Origin of the sequence: Streptomyces canus, from assembly GCF_030815415.1 — a bacterium.
GTDB lineage: Bacteria > Actinomycetota > Actinomycetes > Streptomycetales > Streptomycetaceae > Streptomyces > Streptomyces canus_F.
This window is the reverse complement of sequence record NZ_JAUSWW010000001.1, coordinates 929,221-942,517: the sequence shown is the minus strand read 5'-3', so window position 1 is coordinate 942,517 and position 13,297 is coordinate 929,221. Positions and strand designations below refer to the sequence as shown.

Sequence of the window (13,297 nt, the reverse complement as noted above, 5' to 3'; positions counted from 1 at the left end):
GGGCCAGGTGTATGTCATTGAGGCATGCATCGACCGGACGACAGGTACCGCCGATCGGCCTGCTGCGGGTAGCCTGATCGGGCGACAGGACCCGGCCGGCACGACGATTGCCCGTGGATGGGGAGACCGCCGGATGATCAGACTCACCGGTGTGTCCCGGAGCTTCACCAGCCGGTCCGGCTCGACGGCGGCGCTCCAGGACATCGGCCTTCACATCGCCGAGAGCGAGTTCGTGGCGGTGGTGGGCCGGTCCGGGTGCGGCAAGTCCACGCTGCTCCGGCTGATCGCCGGTCTCCTGCCGGTCACCGAGGGCGAGATCACCATCGGCGGCGAGCGGGTCACGGGAGCCCGGCGCGATGTCGCCATGCTGTTCCAGCGGCCGGCCCTGCTGCCCTGGCGGTCCGTCCTCGACAATGTCCTGCTGCCCGTGGAGATCTTCGGCTGGAACAAGGCGAAGCACCGCGAGCGGGCGTACCGGCTGCTGGAGACGGCCGGACTGAACGGCTTCGAGAAGCACCGGCCGCACGAACTGTCCGGCGGTATGCAGCAGCGTGTCGCGCTGTGCCGATCGCTGATGGGCGAGCCGCGGGTGCTGCTCATGGACGAGCCGTTCTCCGCACTCGACGCACTGACCCGCGCGGACCTCGCCGTGGAGCTGCAACGCATCCACCTCGAGAACTCCTCCACCGTCGTCTTCGTCACCCACTCGATAGACGAGGCCGTGCTGCTCGCCGACCGGGTGGTGGTGCTCACCCCGCGCCCGGGCCGGATCCGCAAGATCGTCGACATCGCCATACCCCGGCCGAGGACGCTGGGCCGAACCGCGCACCTGGGCGAAGTGGCCCGGTGCAGCGCCGATCTGCACGAACTGCTGATGGAACGGAACCTGTCCGGGACGGCCGAAACGGAGCGGCGATGAGCCTGCGGATCTGCGTCTTCACCGAGCCGCACCGCGGCGCCGACTACGAGGATCAGCGGCGCTTCGCACAACTCGTCGAGGCCGGCGGATTCGAGGGCTTCTTCAGGGCCGATCACTATCAGACGATGGGTGCCGATCCCGGCCTGCCCGGCCCCACCGACGCCTGGCTCACGCTCGGCGCGCTCGCCCGGGAGACCTCCAGGATCCGGCTGGGCACCCTGGTCACCTCGGCCACCTTCCGGCTGCCGGGGCCGCTCGCCGTGATGGTGGCGCAGGTGGACCGGATGAGCGGGGGGCGGGTCGAACTGGGGCTCGGCGCGGGATGGTACGAACGGGAACACACCTCGTACGGCATCCCGTTCCCGCCCGCCCCGGAGCGCTTCGATCGGCTGGAGGAGCAGCTGGCGGTGATCACCGGCCTGTGGCGGACACCGGTCGGCGAGAGCTTCAGCTATCGCGGCGACCACTACCAGCTCGTCGACGCGCCCGCCCTCCCGAAGCCTGTGCAGGTGCCGGGGCCGCCCATCATCGTGGGGGGCCGCGGCCCCAAGCGCACCCCGGAGCTGGCGGCCCGGTACGCCGACGAGTTCAACATGCCCTTCAAGTCGGTGGCGGAGACGGCCCGGGCGTACCGACGGGTTGCCGAGGCGTGTGACCGGACCGGTCGGGTCGGCGCCGGTCGGCCACCACTGGTGCTGTCGGCCGGTGTCGTGGCGGCCATCGGTCGTACGGACGCGGAAGTGCGACGGAGGGCCGCCCCGCTCCGCGCCAAGAGCGCGTTGCCGCCGGAGGATGCGGTGGTCGGATCCCCGGCCCAACTCGTCGAACGGCTCGGTGAGTTCGCCGCGATCGGCACGACCCGTATCCATCTGCGGCTGATCGACTTCGATGACCTCGACCACCTGGAACTCATCGCCGGTGAGGTGCTCCCGCAGTTGTAGAGCGTGAAAGCCGCGGCCGGGCATCCCGGTGTGCGCCCATGACGTCTTCCACGGCCGCCGCCTGCTGCCGTTCGCCGAGGGCGCGGTCGTCCTGTGCCGGCTCGCCGACCGGGAGAACGCCTGTTCCACCGCCTCGCGGGTGCATGCCCCCGAGACCCACGACCGCCTGAACGACGTGAAACGGTCCCTTGCCCTGGGCCACCCTCTCCGGGACACCAGGGACAACCCCATGATCTTCTTCACTCTGCGCTGAGGCCGCCGGAGCCTGGCCGGGGCGGCACGGTGGCGGGAAGTCCTCCCCCCACGATGCGTCAGACCGCGCCGCTCGCGCTCTCGCCCGCAGGCCTCTGTTCCCAGAGCGTCTCGCCTTGGACCTCCATGACGACGGTGCCGGAGTCGTTGGTGAGGGTGCCCCGGCTGCGGACCACGGCTGTGCCGTCGTCGCGGGGGCGGACCTCCATGATCTCCATGGAGCCGTGCAGTACGTCGCCGGGCCTGACCGGCGCCCGCATGCGCACGGGTCCGAGTTCTCGGCCGGCGATGAGGGCGGCGCGCGACAACACCGCGTCCACCACGAGGCGTTGAAGCAGCGCGGCGGTGTGGAAACCGCTGGCGATGAGGCCCCCGAAGCGGCTCGCGGCCGCAGCGTCCTCGTTCGTGTGCAGGGGGAGAGGGTCGAAGCGGCGGCCGAAGTCGAGGATCTCCTCCCTGGACACCTTGGTGCTGCCCAGCTCGAACAGGGTCCCGGGGTGAAGGTCCTCGGCGTAGAGCATGGCACTCACCACCGTTCCGGCGTCGGCGCGGACCCTGCAGGGTCCTGGTGTCGGGCGGACCAGTTGATGTGTACGCCGTGTCGCATGCGGTCTCCGTTCGTGTCCTTGTCGCGGTGGCTGATGGCGGCCCGGTCCTCTTCCGTCGGGCGGGCCGGCCCAGGCGGCCTCAGTCGAGTTCCGTGACGAACCGCCAGAGCAGACGGCCGAACGTCTCGACGTCCTCGTCCGGCCATCGGCCGAGCCGCTCCTCGAGGCCCTCGCGCTGGTGCTGCCTGACGCGGGCCAGGCAGGCGAGACCGGTGTCGGTGAGTTCCAGCAACTTGGTCCTGGGCCGCGACGGGTGGGTCACCCGTCGTAGAAGGCCGTCGTCTTCGAGCGTGGACAACTGACGGCTGACGGTGGACTTCTCCAGGCCGTATCGCTCCGCCAGATCGGAGGCGGTCGGCTGGGGGGAGGACCCCACGTACGACAGCATCGTGTAGGCGACGAAGGACAGGTCGTCGTACATCCTGTTCTCGCGCACCTTGGCGTTACGGGAGAACAGGATGATCGCCTCGTGGATCACGTCGAGGGGTTCGTCCTGTGCCGACATGGCGCCATCATTGAGTTGCGCGATGCAACTGTCAAGGTTGTGTCGTGCAACTCGCGATGGCGCCCTCTCCCTCACCGCCGACACCGCACCCTCTCCGGTAGCGCGATCCGGAAGGAGAAGGACCAGCCCGACATCAGCTATTGGGCCGGCGCGAGCGCCACGGCCTCGCGCCGGAGACCGTGGCCGTGCCTGGACGCCACGAACCTGCAGTGGGCCGACCTGAATCTGTCCCGGTAGCCAGGCCGTCTGCTCCCGCGGAACCTCACCCATCCAGACTTTGTCCTGAGTGTGGAAAAAGAAGCGCCCTACTCCAGCGTAAGTACTTCCCAGTCTGGAAAATCGTTGTTACGTTCCTCTGCAACGGCCTGACGGCGCAGTCGGTGCGGACCGGCGCCTGGAACCTCGGCCATGGGTGAGGGGAGGGGAGGGATCGTGCGACGGATGACTGCTCGACCTGAGAACGCGCATCAGGCGCGGCTGCTTCGTCTACTGCGTGACAACGGGTCCAACTCTCGTGCCCAGCTCGGTGATCTGGTGGACCTGTCCCGCTCGAAGCTGGCCGTCGAAGTGGATCGGCTGCTGGAGACGGGGCTGGTTGCCGCGGACGGGCTGGCACCGTCCCGGGGCGGTCGGCGGTCGCACAACATCCGGCTCGCGCCGACGCTGCGTTTTCTCGGTGTCGATATCGGTGCCACGTCCATCGACGTCGCTGTGACGAATGCGGAGTTGGAGGTTCTGGGGCATCTGAATCAACCGATGGACGTGCGCGTGGGCCCGGTCGCGGTCTTCGAGCAAGTCCTGTCCATGGCCGCGAAGTTGAGGGCGACGGGGCTCGCGGAGGGGTTCGACGGTGCCGGCATCGGCGTGCCGGGGCCGGTCCGTTTTCCCGAAGGTGTGCCGGTGGCTCCGCCGATCATGCCGGGTTGGGACGGGTTCCCGGTCCGGGAGGCGCTGAGCCAGGACCTGGGCTGCCCGGTCATGGTCGACAACGACGTGAACCTGATGGCGATGGGGGAGCAGCACGCGGGCGTCGCGCGTTCCGTGGGCGACTTCCTCTGCGTCAAGATCGGCACCGGTATCGGGTGCGGCATCGTCGTCGGCGGTGAGGTCTACCGCGGTGCGACGGGCAGTGCGGGCGACATCGGGCACATCCAGGCCGTGCCCGGTGGCCGCCCCTGCGCCTGCGGCAACCGGGGCTGCCTGGAAGCCCACTTCAGCGGGGCCGCGTTGGCCGGTGACGCTGAGCAGGCCGCACGTGAGGGCCGCTCCGCGCAGCTTGCCGCCCGGCTGGAGACGGCCGGGCGTCTGACGGCCGAGGACGTGTCGGCTGCGGCGGCGGCAGGGGACGCGGTGTCCCTGGAGCTGATTCGGGAGGGCGGGAAGCGTCTGGGGCAGGTCATCGCCGGGCTTGTCAGTTTCTTCAATCCGGGGCTGGTGGTGATCGGCGGCGGTGTGACCGGGCTCGGGCACACGTTGCTGGCCAGCGTTCGGACCCAGGTGTACCGGCAGTCGTTGCCGCTCGCCACGCGTAATCTGCCGATCGTGCTGGGGGAGTTGGGACCGGCAGCCGGAGCGATCGGCGCGGCCCGGCTCATCAGCGACCACGTCTTCTCGCCCGCCTGACCGCTGCTCGACCCGGTCTGCACCGGATCACCACTCACGCCACTGCACCCCGCGGCCTCGCTACGACGTCACGGCAACCCCACTGGCGTCGCCCGACAACCATCGCGCCTCGGTGACCCCAAGGCGCCATCGCGAGACCCGTAGCACCACGGCAACACCACCGCACCACCAAAGCCCTGCCGTATCCATCGCTTGAAGCGCCGACGGCCGGCCCCCAACACCCCACAGTTCCCAGGCCATTGGGCCTGCCGTGCCCTGCTCAGCCCCTGCGCCCCGGCGGCACGCCGCCCCGGGCTTCCCAGAGCTGTCCACGTACCCGAACCACCCTGTCCGGCTCCGCTCGTTCACGGCCCGTACCCGCCGAGGGGATTCCTCATGGCACCACCATCGCCCCTGCTCACCATGTCCGGTATCACCAAGTCGTTCCCGGGTGTTCGCGCCCTGGACGGTGTGGATCTCGAGGTCCAGGCCGGCGAAGTCCACTGCCTGCTCGGCCAGAACGGAGCCGGCAAGTCCACTTTGATCAAAGTGCTCGCCGGAGCACACCAGCCCGACAGCGGTGAGATCACCTGGCGGGGCGAGGCCGTGACCCTGGGGTCGCCGATCGCCGCCATGCGCCTGGGTATCGCCACCATCTACCAGGAACTCGACCTGATCGAGGGGCTGTCCGTCGCGGAGAACGTCTTCCTCGGGCACGAGCCGACCTCCGCCGGGTTCGTCGTGCGCGGCTCCGCCGCCCGTACCGCGACCGCGGAGTTGCTGGAACGATTGGGGCACTCGGAGATCGCCCCCTCGCGACTCGTCGGTGACCTGTCCGCGGCGCAGCAGCAGATCGTCTCCATGGCCCGCGCGCTGTCCCACGAGGTCCGGTTGATCGTGATGGACGAGCCGTCCGCGGCGCTCGACCCCGAGGAGGTGGACAACCTCTTTCGGATCGTGGGTGATCTGACGGCTGAGGGGGTCGCCGTCATCTACATCTCCCACCGCCTCGAGGAGATCCGGCGCATCGGCGACCGGGTCACGGTCCTGAAGGAGGGCCGGTCGGTCGCGGGCGGTCTGCCCGCCGAGTCGACGCCGACCCAGGAGGTCGTGTCCCTGATGACCGGCCGGAATGTGGAGTACGTCTTCCCCGAGCGCCCCGACACCGGGTTCGCCGCGGGGAAGGATCCGGTGCTGGCGGTCGAGGGGCTCACCCGGCGAGGGGAGTTCGCGCCCGTCGATCTGGAGCTGCGGCCCGGTGAGATCGTCGGTCTGGCCGGGCTCGTCGGATCCGGCCGCAGCGAGATCCTGGAGACGATCTACGGGGCTCGCAGGCCTGACGGCGGCCGGGTCCTCGTCGAGGGCACACCTCTGCGCCCGGGAAGCGTCCGCGCGGCCGTCCGCGCCGGTATCGGCCTGGCGCCCGAGGAGCGCAAGGCGCAGGGCCTGCTGATGCTGGAGTCCGTCAGCAGCAACGTCTCGGTCTCCACCCTGTCCAGGTTCGCCCGCGCGGGCTGGATCGACCGGCGGACCGAGCGGGCCGCGACCCACCAGGCGGTTCGGGAACTGTCTCTGCGCCCGGACAATCCCGATGCCGCGATCAGGACCCTGTCCGGCGGCAACCAGCAGAAGGCGGTCCTCGCACGCTGGCTGCTGCGGGGCTGCAAGGTGCTGCTGCTGGACGAGCCGACCAGGGGTGTCGACATCGGCGCCCGGGCGGAGCTCTACGCCGTGATTCGCCGGCTGGCCGACGAGGGCCTGGCCGTACTTCTCGTGTCCAGTGAGGTGCCTGAGGTCCTGGGTCTCGCCGACCGGGTGCTGGTGCTGCGTGAAGGCAGCGTCGTGCACACCGCGGACGCCCGGGAGCTCGACGAGCACCGTGTACTCGATCTTGTGATGGAAGGGAGCCCGACGCCATGACGCAACCGGCCACCGCGGCGCAGAAGCAAACGCCGACGTCCGACGCCAAGTCCGCGGGGGATCAGGGCAGTTCACGTCGCCCCGTGCTGCGGTGGGACGTGCGCACGCTGTCCCTGCTCGGCGTCCTCGCCGTCCTCGTCGCGGTCGGCGGGATCACCGCACCGGACGAGTTCCTGGCGACGAGCAATCTGCAGCTCGTCCTGACCCAGGCGTCCGTGATCGGCGTCGTCACCGTCGGCATGACCTTCGTCATCACCAGCGGCGGGATCGACCTGTCGGTCGGCGCGATGGTGGCTCTCGCCTCGGTGTGGGCGACGACCGTGGCGACCCAGGAGTTCGGGTTCGCCGGCATCCTCTTCACCGCGGTGATCGTCGGTGTGGGCTGCGGCCTCGTGAACGGTCTGCTGATCGCCTACGGCAGGATGGTCCCGTTCATCGCGACGCTGGCCATGCTCGCCTCGGCCCGTGGATTGGCGTTGCAGATCACGGACGGCAGCACCCAGGTCGTGAGCGTGGACTCGGTGCTCGATCTCGGTGGCAGGGACGCCTACGTCCTCGGCATCCCGCCCCTTGTCCTGATCTTCGGCGCGGTCACCGTCATCGGCTGGCTGCTGCTCAACCGCACCACCTTCGGCCGCCGCACGATCGCGGTCGGCGGCAACGCGGAGGCCGCCCGCCTCGCCGGCATCGACGTCCGCCGCCAGCGCCTGTACCTGTACCTGCTGTCCGGACTGTGCTGCGGTATCGCCGCGTTCATGCTGATCGTGCTCGCCGGTTCGGGCCAGAACACCAACGGCAACCTCTACGAGCTGGACGCCATCGCCGCGGCGATCATCGGCGGCACCCTGCTCAGCGGCGGCCGCGGCACCATCATCGGTTCCGTCCTCGGTGTCCTGATCTTCACCACGATCACCAACATCTTCGCCCTGAACAACCTCGAGACCGCTGTCCAGCAGATCGCGAAGGGCGCCATCATCGTCGCCGCCGTCCTGGTCCAGCGCCGCTCGCTGCACGGCGACACCTGACGCCGTACCGCACACCGCCGGACGGCGGCCCCTGACCCCGCCGTCCGGCACCCCGGCTTCCCCAACCGACGTACACCGCCCAGTCGAAGGGTCGATCCGCCATGGCAAGAACCCCCGCCACCAGCCGCAGAGCGCTGCTGTTCGGCACCGCAGCCGTTTCCGCCGGCGCGTTGCTGACGGCCTGCACCAGCAATGAGCCCAAGGACCAGGAACCGGCCGCGGACAACGCCGCCCCGGTCGCCGACGACAAGCCGGGCAAGGCCGTCACCATCGGCTTCGCCGGACCGCAGGCCGACCACGGTTGGCTCAACGCCATCAATGACAACGCCAAGTCGCGTGCGAAGAAGTACTCCGACGTCACGCTGGAGATCACTGAGGGGTCCAACGACACCGCCCAGCAGATCGGCCAGATCCAGACCCTGATCAACAAGAAGGTCGACGTCCTGGTGATCCTGCCGGCCGACGGCAAGGCACTCACCCAGGTCGGCCTGCAGGCCATGCGGGCGGGCATACCCGTCATCAACCTGGACCGCGTCTTCGCCTCCCCGCAGGCCTACCGGTGCTGGATCGGCGGCGACAACTACGGCATGGGCCTCAACGCCGGCCACTACATCGGCGAACAGCTCAAGGACACGAAGAACGCCAAGGTCGTCGAACTCGCCGGCCTGGACAACCTGGAGCTGACCCAGCAGCGCACCAAGGGCTTCGACGACGCCCTGAAGAACTACCCCAACATCAAGAAGGTGGCTCGCCAGGCGGCCGACTTCACGGTGGAGTCCGGGCAGGCGAAGATGGCGCAACTGCTCCAGGCCCAGTCGAAGTTCGACGCGCTGTGGAACCACGACGACGACCAGGGCGTCGGCGCGCTGCGCGCCATCGAGCAGGCCGGCCGCGACGACTTTCTGATGGTCGGCGGCGCGGGTGCCAAGTCCGCGATGGACGCCATCAAGGCCGGCGACAGCGTGCTCAAGGCGACCGTCCTGTACCCGCCGACGATGGCCGCCTCCGCCATCGATCTCGCCCGGGCGCTCGGCCAGGGCAAGGGCGTCGGCGGCCTCGCCGAGTTCGAGATCCCGTCCTCGCTGACCCTGTACTCGGCCGTGGTCACCGAGGACAACGTCGACCAGTACCTGCCGACCGGCTTCATCTGACCGGGCCGGGCCGTGCGCCCCGCGAACACAGTGATGAGTCAGTGACACTCCGACGAGGAGGAATCCGTATGGAACAGAGGGACAGTCGGACCGCACCGCCGGCACTCGGCGTGGGCATGGTCGGCTACGCGTTCATGGGGGCCGCGCACTCACAAGGCTGGCGCACCGTCGGGCGCGTGTTCGACCTGTCGCTGCGGCCGGTCATGGCCGCGATCGCCGGCCGCGACGCGCACGCCGTGCGGGCGGCGGCCGACAAGCACGGCTGGGCCGCGGCGGAGACCGACTGGCGTGCCCTCATCGCCCGCGATGACGTACAGCTCGTCGACATCTGCACACCGGGCGACAGCCACGCGGAGATCGCGATCGCGGCGCTGGCGGCGGGCAAGCACGTGCTGTGCGAGAAGCCGCTGGCCAATTCGGTCGCCGAGGCGGAGGCCATGGCCGCGGCCGCCGAAGAGGCTCGCGGGCGCGGGCAGTTGGCCATGGTGGGCTTCAACTACCGGCGGGCGCCCGCCCTCGCCTTCGCCCGCCGGCTCATCGCCGACGGCAGGCTCGGCACGCTGCGCCACGTGCGGGTCAGTTACCTCCAGGACTGGCTGGTCGATCCCGACTTCCCGCTGACCTGGCGGCTGCAGCGGGAGCACGCGGGGTCGGGGGCGCTCGGTGACCTCGGCGCGCACATCGTCGACCTCGCGCAGTACCTGGTGGGTGAGCCGCTGGTCGGCGTCTCCGCCCAGATGGCAACCTTCGTCAAGGAGCGCCCCCGTCTCGACGGCGCCTCCTCGGGCCTGTCCGCTTCCGGCGGCGCCCAGCGCGCTCCGGTGACGGTCGACGACGCCGCCGTGTTCACCGGGCGGCTCGCCTCGGGGGCGCTCGCCACGTTCGAGGCGTCCCGGATGGCGTCGGGGCGCAAGAACGCCCTGCGGCTGGAGATCAACGGCGAGTCCGGTTCGCTCGCCTTCGACCTCGAGCGGCTCAACGAACTGTCCTTCCACGACCACCGGGAGCCCGCCGCCACGGCGGGGTTCCGCAGGATCGTCGTCACCGAGGCCGAGCACCCCTACCTGGAGGGCTGGTGGCCGCCGGGCCATGCGCTCGGCTACGAGCACACCTTCGTCCACCAGGCCCGTGACCTGGTCGAGGCGATCGCGTCGGGGACGGACCCGGTGCCGTCGTTCGCCGACGGGCTGCAGGTGCAGCGGGTGCTCGCCGCGGTGGAGGAGAGCGCGCAGAAGAACTCCGTCTACACCCCCGTCCAGGCCGTCGAGGCCGAAGTCCGCTAAGCGCTGCGCTGGAAGGGCAGTACGGAAACCGCGGGCCGGTGGGGGCTGTTCGCGCAGTTCCCCGCGCCCCTTACGGGGCGCGGTGCCGCACTCGACTTCGCCAAGGCCGCTTAGAGAGCCGCCAGGATTCCCGCTCGGAGGCACCATGCCACGCCCGTTCACCCTGTTCACCGGTCAGTGGGCCGATCTGCCGCTGGAGGAAGTGTGCCGACTGGCCGCCGAGTTCGGCTACGACGGCCTCGAACTCGCCTGCTGGGGCGACCACTTCGAGGTCGACAAGGCGCTTGCCGATCCGTCCTACCTGACCGGACGGCACGCCCTGCTGGAGAAGTACGGCCTCAAGTGCTGGGCGATCTCCAACCATCTCGTCGGCCAGGCCGTGTGTGACCACCCCATCGACGAACGGCACCAGGGCATCCTGCCCGCCCGGATCTGGGGCGACGGGGAGCCGGAGGGGGTACGCCGACGGGCCGCGGCCGAGATCAAGGACACGGTGCGGGCCGCGGCCGCCTTCGGCGTCGATACGGTCGTCGGGTTCACCGGATCGTCGATCTGGCATCTGGTGGCGATGTTCCCGCCGGTACCGGAGCGGATGATCGAGCGCGGTTACGAGGACTTCACCGAGCGCTGGAACCCGATCCTGGACCTGTGCGACAGCGAGGGTGTCCGCTTCGCCCACGAGGTCCATCCGAGCGAGATCGCCTACGACTACTGGACCACGCAACGGGCGTTGGAGGCGGTGGACCACCGGCCGGCCTTCGGCCTCAACTTCGACCCCAGCCACTTCGTCTGGCAGGACCTGGACCCGGTCGGCTTCCTCTACGACTTCCGGGACCGGATCTATCACGTCGACTGCAAGGAGGCTCGCAGGCGTCTGGACGGGCGCAACGGCCGGCTCGGCTCCCATCTGCCCTGGGGAGACCCGCGGCGGGGCTGGGACTTCGTCTCCGCCGGGCACGGCGACGTGCCGTGGGAGGACGTGTTCCGGATGCTGCGTTCGATCGGTTACGGCGGGCCGGTTTCCGTGGAGTGGGAGGACGCCGGCATGGACCGCCTCGTCGGCGCGCCGCGTGCGCTCGCCCATCTGAAGCGGTTCGACTTCGACCCGCCTTCGGCGTCCTTCGATGCCGCCTTCGCGGGCGGCGACAACTAGCGTTCCTGGCGCATATCGGTTCCGCTCACGCGTAGTTGGGGCGTCGGCGAACCGGGTCCGCCTCCCGTGACCTGGGGAGAGCCGGCCGGGTCGGTGCCCGGTGGCGGGAGAGCCGCCGGGCCGGTCCGGGCTGCCCCGACCCCACTTTGTCCTGATCAAGGAAAAAGTTCGCTGCTTCGGTGCGCAAAGGGTTCCGGTCGAGGACGAACGGGGCTACGGTCCCTTCGTGCACAAGCACCACACAGTGGTTCGAAACTGACGCCGCATTCAGGTCGCACGGCGCACGGTTCGTGCGACCGGCCCCGGAGGACGCCCCTGCACGGCGCAGGGTGACGAGCCCTCAGGTATCCCGCAGTTCTCACCGGCGGCCCCTTGCCGCCCCCGCGCACGCCGTAACCGCGCGGAACACGGAGGAGTCCTCCTGGGCCGCGGCCGAAGCCGCCCCAATGCCGACGGTGGACGGGCAGGCCCCCGGGCCCCCGACCCACCGTCCTCCACACCACATCGGTACCTCGACATGGCAGGGAGGCAGCCCGTGAACAACGACGGGACAGCATCGGAGCCCCAGACCGGCGGGCCGACCGCACGCACCGGCGTCTGGTTCGTCGGAGCCCGCGGATCGGTCGCCACCACGGCCGTCGCCGGATGCGCGGCGGTCGCCGCCACACTGCATCCGCCGACCGGCATGGTCACCGAGACGCCGCCGTTCGACGGCTCCGGCGTGCCGCCCCTGACCTCACTCGTGTTCGGCGGCCACGACACCACCCACTGCCCGCTGCCCAAGCGGGCCGAACACCTCACCGAGGCGGGCGTCCTCCCGCACGGCCTCGCCCCCGCCGTGCGCGCCGAACTCCAGGCCGCGGACGAGGAGATACGGCCGGGCGGCCCGCTCCCGAACGACCCGCGCGGCGACGAGGAACTCATCACGGACTTCGCCGCCGACCTCACCTCCTTCCGCGAGCGCAACGCACTGGCACGGGTGGTCGTCGTCAACGTCTCCTCCACGGAGCCGTTGCCCGCACCCGACGCCGTCCGACTGCCGCCCAGCTCCCTCTACGCGGCCGCCGCCGTGCGGACCGGCTGCCCCTACGTCAACTTCACACCGTCCACCGGGCTGCGCACCCCGGCCCTCACAAAAGCCGCCGCGGCAGGCGGGCTTCCGCACGCGGGCCGTGACGGCAAGACGGGCCAGACGCTGCTGCGGGCCGTGCTCGCCCCGATGTTCGTCCAGCGCGCCCTGCCCGTGCGGGCCTGGTCCGGCACCAACCTGCTGGGCGGAGGCGACGGCGCGGCGCTCGCCGACCCGGGCGCGGCCGCGGCGAAGAACGCCGGCAAGGAACGCGTCCTCGCCGAAACCCTCGGGCACACACCGCAGGGTGAGGTGCACATCGACGACGTGCCGGTGCTCGGCGACTGGAAGACCGCCTGGGATCACATCGCCTTCGAAGGCTTCCTCGGCTCGCGCATGATCCTCCAGACCATCTGGCAGGGCTGCGACTCGGCCCTGGCCGCACCGCTCGTGCTGGACCTGGCCCGCCTGGTCGCCCGCGCCCACGAGGCGGGCCTGTCCGGACCGCTGCCGGAACTGGGCTTCTACTTCAAGGACCCCGACGCGGGCCCGGCCGGGCTCTCGGAGCAGTTCACCGCACTGCTGTCCTTCGCCGACCGCCTGCGGGAGGCCCAGTGATCCGCTCCCTTCCATCCCAAGGCGCCGGCCCGCGAGAAGCCCCGCATGCGCCACCTGCTCGCCGTCGTCCCCCATGACCCTTCACGCCCGAGCGCCAGCCACGGCCGCCTCCCGCGAGCGACGACGAAAGTCCGCTCGTCCTTGTCCCCACCCCCCGCACAGTGTCCGGCCGCGTCGCGGCCACCGAAGTGAAGTCCCTTCTCCTGCGGCTCGCCGGCTTCGCCCGGGACGGCGACGTCAGGCATCCGCAG

12 protein-coding genes and 1 pseudogene are annotated in these 13,297 nt (G+C 70.3%); 11 read left to right on the top strand and 2 right to left on the bottom strand.

The window, feature by feature from the left end; all coding sequences use genetic code 11:
- Positions 1 to 133 precede the first annotated feature (133 nt).
- The 3 genes from QF037_RS04470 to QF037_RS04460 are packed head-to-tail and all read left to right on the top strand — an operon-like array spanning position 134 to position 2,113.
- Positions 134 to 919, top strand: a complete 786-nt coding sequence (locus QF037_RS04470) for an ABC transporter ATP-binding protein (protein ID WP_307022011.1) — start codon at positions 134 to 136, stop codon at positions 917 to 919.
- Positions 916 to 1,860, top strand: coding sequence for an LLM class F420-dependent oxidoreductase (locus tag QF037_RS04465; RefSeq protein ID WP_307022009.1), 945 nt, complete (start codon positions 916 to 918; stop codon positions 1,858 to 1,860). Before QF037_RS04470 ends, QF037_RS04465 begins: the two co-directional genes overlap by 4 nt.
- Positions 1,861 to 1,888: 28 nt before the next feature.
- The gene (locus QF037_RS04460; RefSeq protein WP_307022007.1) at positions 1,889 to 2,113 is read left to right on the top strand and encodes a hypothetical protein; all 225 of its coding nucleotides are present in this window, start codon (positions 1,889 to 1,891) and stop codon (positions 2,111 to 2,113) included.
- Between the two features lie 58 nt (positions 2,114 to 2,171).
- Here the strand turns inward: QF037_RS04460 and QF037_RS04455 are convergent, their stop codons facing one another.
- Positions 2,172 to 2,633 carry a MaoC/PaaZ C-terminal domain-containing protein gene (locus tag QF037_RS04455; protein WP_307022005.1) on the bottom strand — a complete coding sequence of 154 codons (462 nt, stop codon included), beginning with the start codon at positions 2,631 to 2,633 and terminating at the stop codon, positions 2,172 to 2,174.
- A gap of 166 nt (positions 2,634 to 2,799) precedes the next feature.
- Positions 2,800 to 3,225: a MarR family winged helix-turn-helix transcriptional regulator gene (locus tag QF037_RS04450; protein WP_307022003.1), complete on the bottom strand. Its 426-nt coding sequence runs from the start codon at positions 3,223 to 3,225 to the stop codon at positions 2,800 to 2,802.
- Positions 3,226 to 3,666: 441 nt separating this feature from the next.
- Here QF037_RS04450 and QF037_RS04445 point away from each other — a divergent pair, with 441 nt between their 5' ends.
- From QF037_RS04445 to QF037_RS04410, 8 genes and pseudogenes are all read left to right on the top strand, one after another.
- Positions 3,667 to 4,848 carry an ROK family transcriptional regulator gene (locus QF037_RS04445; RefSeq protein ID WP_307022001.1) on the top strand — a complete coding sequence of 394 codons (1,182 nt, stop codon included), beginning with the start codon at positions 3,667 to 3,669 and terminating at the stop codon, positions 4,846 to 4,848.
- Between the two features lie 375 nt (positions 4,849 to 5,223).
- On the top strand, positions 5,224 to 6,747 hold the full coding sequence (locus QF037_RS04440) for a sugar ABC transporter ATP-binding protein (protein ID WP_307021999.1): 1,524 nt from the start codon (positions 5,224 to 5,226) through the stop codon (positions 6,745 to 6,747).
- The gene (locus tag QF037_RS04435; protein WP_307021997.1) at positions 6,744 to 7,772 is read left to right on the top strand and encodes an ABC transporter permease; all 1,029 of its coding nucleotides are present in this window, start codon (positions 6,744 to 6,746) and stop codon (positions 7,770 to 7,772) included. The genes QF037_RS04440 and QF037_RS04435 overlap by 4 nt, the downstream gene beginning before the upstream one ends.
- Before the next feature lie 101 nt (positions 7,773 to 7,873).
- The gene (locus QF037_RS04430) at positions 7,874 to 8,923 is read left to right on the top strand and encodes a substrate-binding domain-containing protein (RefSeq protein WP_307021995.1); all 1,050 of its coding nucleotides are present in this window, start codon (positions 7,874 to 7,876) and stop codon (positions 8,921 to 8,923) included.
- A gap of 68 nt (positions 8,924 to 8,991) precedes the next feature.
- A complete protein-coding gene (locus QF037_RS04425; RefSeq protein ID WP_307021993.1) occupies positions 8,992 to 10,206 on the top strand; it encodes a Gfo/Idh/MocA family protein in 1,215 nt (404 codons plus the stop codon).
- Between the two features lie 145 nt (positions 10,207 to 10,351).
- Positions 10,352 to 11,359, top strand: a complete 1,008-nt coding sequence (locus tag QF037_RS04420; RefSeq protein ID WP_307021992.1) for a sugar phosphate isomerase/epimerase family protein — start codon at positions 10,352 to 10,354, stop codon at positions 11,357 to 11,359.
- A 535-nt stretch (positions 11,360 to 11,894) separates the two neighbouring features.
- Positions 11,895 to 13,046 carry an inositol-3-phosphate synthase gene (locus tag QF037_RS04415; protein WP_307021990.1) on the top strand — a complete coding sequence of 384 codons (1,152 nt, stop codon included), beginning with the start codon at positions 11,895 to 11,897 and terminating at the stop codon, positions 13,044 to 13,046.
- A 21-nt stretch (positions 13,047 to 13,067) separates the two neighbouring features.
- Positions 13,068 to 13,264: pseudogene (locus QF037_RS04410) on the top strand (alkaline phosphatase family protein); the annotation flags it as partial.
- Between the last annotated feature and the right edge of the window lie 33 nt (positions 13,265 to 13,297).

Coding starts and splice junctions, on each gene's coding strand:
- QF037_RS04470 (WP_307022011.1), top strand. CDS start 134: ATGATCAGACTCACCGGTGTGTCCCGGAGCTTCACCAGCCGGTCCGGC.
- QF037_RS04465 (WP_307022009.1), top strand. CDS start 916: ATGAGCCTGCGGATCTGCGTCTTCACCGAGCCGCACCGCGGCGCCGAC.
- QF037_RS04455 (WP_307022005.1), bottom strand. CDS start 2,633: ATGCTCTACGCCGAGGACCTTCACCCCGGGACCCTGTTCGAGCTGGGC.
- QF037_RS04450 (WP_307022003.1), bottom strand. CDS start 3,225: ATGTCGGCACAGGACGAACCCCTCGACGTGATCCACGAGGCGATCATC.
- QF037_RS04445 (WP_307022001.1), top strand. CDS start 3,667: ATGACTGCTCGACCTGAGAACGCGCATCAGGCGCGGCTGCTTCGTCTA.
- QF037_RS04440 (WP_307021999.1), top strand. CDS start 5,224: ATGGCACCACCATCGCCCCTGCTCACCATGTCCGGTATCACCAAGTCG.
- QF037_RS04435 (WP_307021997.1), top strand. CDS start 6,744: ATGACGCAACCGGCCACCGCGGCGCAGAAGCAAACGCCGACGTCCGAC.
- QF037_RS04430 (WP_307021995.1), top strand. CDS start 7,874: ATGGCAAGAACCCCCGCCACCAGCCGCAGAGCGCTGCTGTTCGGCACC.
- QF037_RS04425 (WP_307021993.1), top strand. CDS start 8,992: ATGGAACAGAGGGACAGTCGGACCGCACCGCCGGCACTCGGCGTGGGC.
- QF037_RS04420 (WP_307021992.1), top strand. CDS start 10,352: ATGCCACGCCCGTTCACCCTGTTCACCGGTCAGTGGGCCGATCTGCCG.